Origin of the sequence: Streptomyces rectiviolaceus (genome assembly GCF_039533825.1) — a bacterium.
GTDB classification, from domain to species: domain Bacteria; phylum Actinomycetota; class Actinomycetes; order Streptomycetales; family Streptomycetaceae; genus Streptomyces; species Streptomyces rectiviolaceus.
On sequence record NZ_BAAAUG010000120.1, the window covers coordinates 1 to 579 of the forward strand.

General features: G+C 77.0%; 1 protein-coding gene. It reads right to left on the reverse strand.

All coding sequences use genetic code 11. The annotated features are described in order from the left end of the window. The coding region (locus tag ABD378_RS29760) for an aminotransferase class I/II-fold pyridoxal phosphate-dependent enzyme (RefSeq protein WP_344525731.1) at positions 1-579 on the reverse strand (579 nt) is incomplete at both ends.

Sequence of the window (579 nt, forward strand, 5' to 3'; positions counted from 1 at the left end):
CCTCGTCCGGCTCGCCCAGGGCGTACGACGCCGCAGCCCCCACCGGCGCCGCCACGCACGCGCCGAGCGCGGTCAGGACGTCCAGGGTGCGGGAGCGCAGCGCGGCACCGCTCGCACCGGACGGGAACCGGGCGACCGCGGCGGGCCAGCCCGGCGGCAGGAACGCCCCGGAGAGGTCGGCAAGGACCGTCACCCGTTCGGGATCCATCTCGGCGGGGCCGATGAGCACGGTGTCGTGCGGCCGGTGCAGGGTGTCGCGCCAGGTCTCGTCACTGACGATGTGCAGCCCCTCGTCCCCGGCCGCCTCCACGGCTTCGTGCAGCACTTCCGGCGGCGGCACGGTGGCGGTGGGGTCGTCGGCGACGGAGAGCACGAGGAGACGCGGGGTGCCGCCCTCGGCACGGATGCGGCGGACGGTCTCCATGAGGGCGTACGGATCGGGGACGCCACCGCACTCGGCGGGCGTCGGCACGTGGTAGACCGACCGGCCGAGCAGCCGCACCTGCGGCGCCCACCAGGCGGGGCAGGGACGCGGGAGCAGGACGTCGCGGCCGCCGAGCGCGGCGGCAAGGGCGTGCG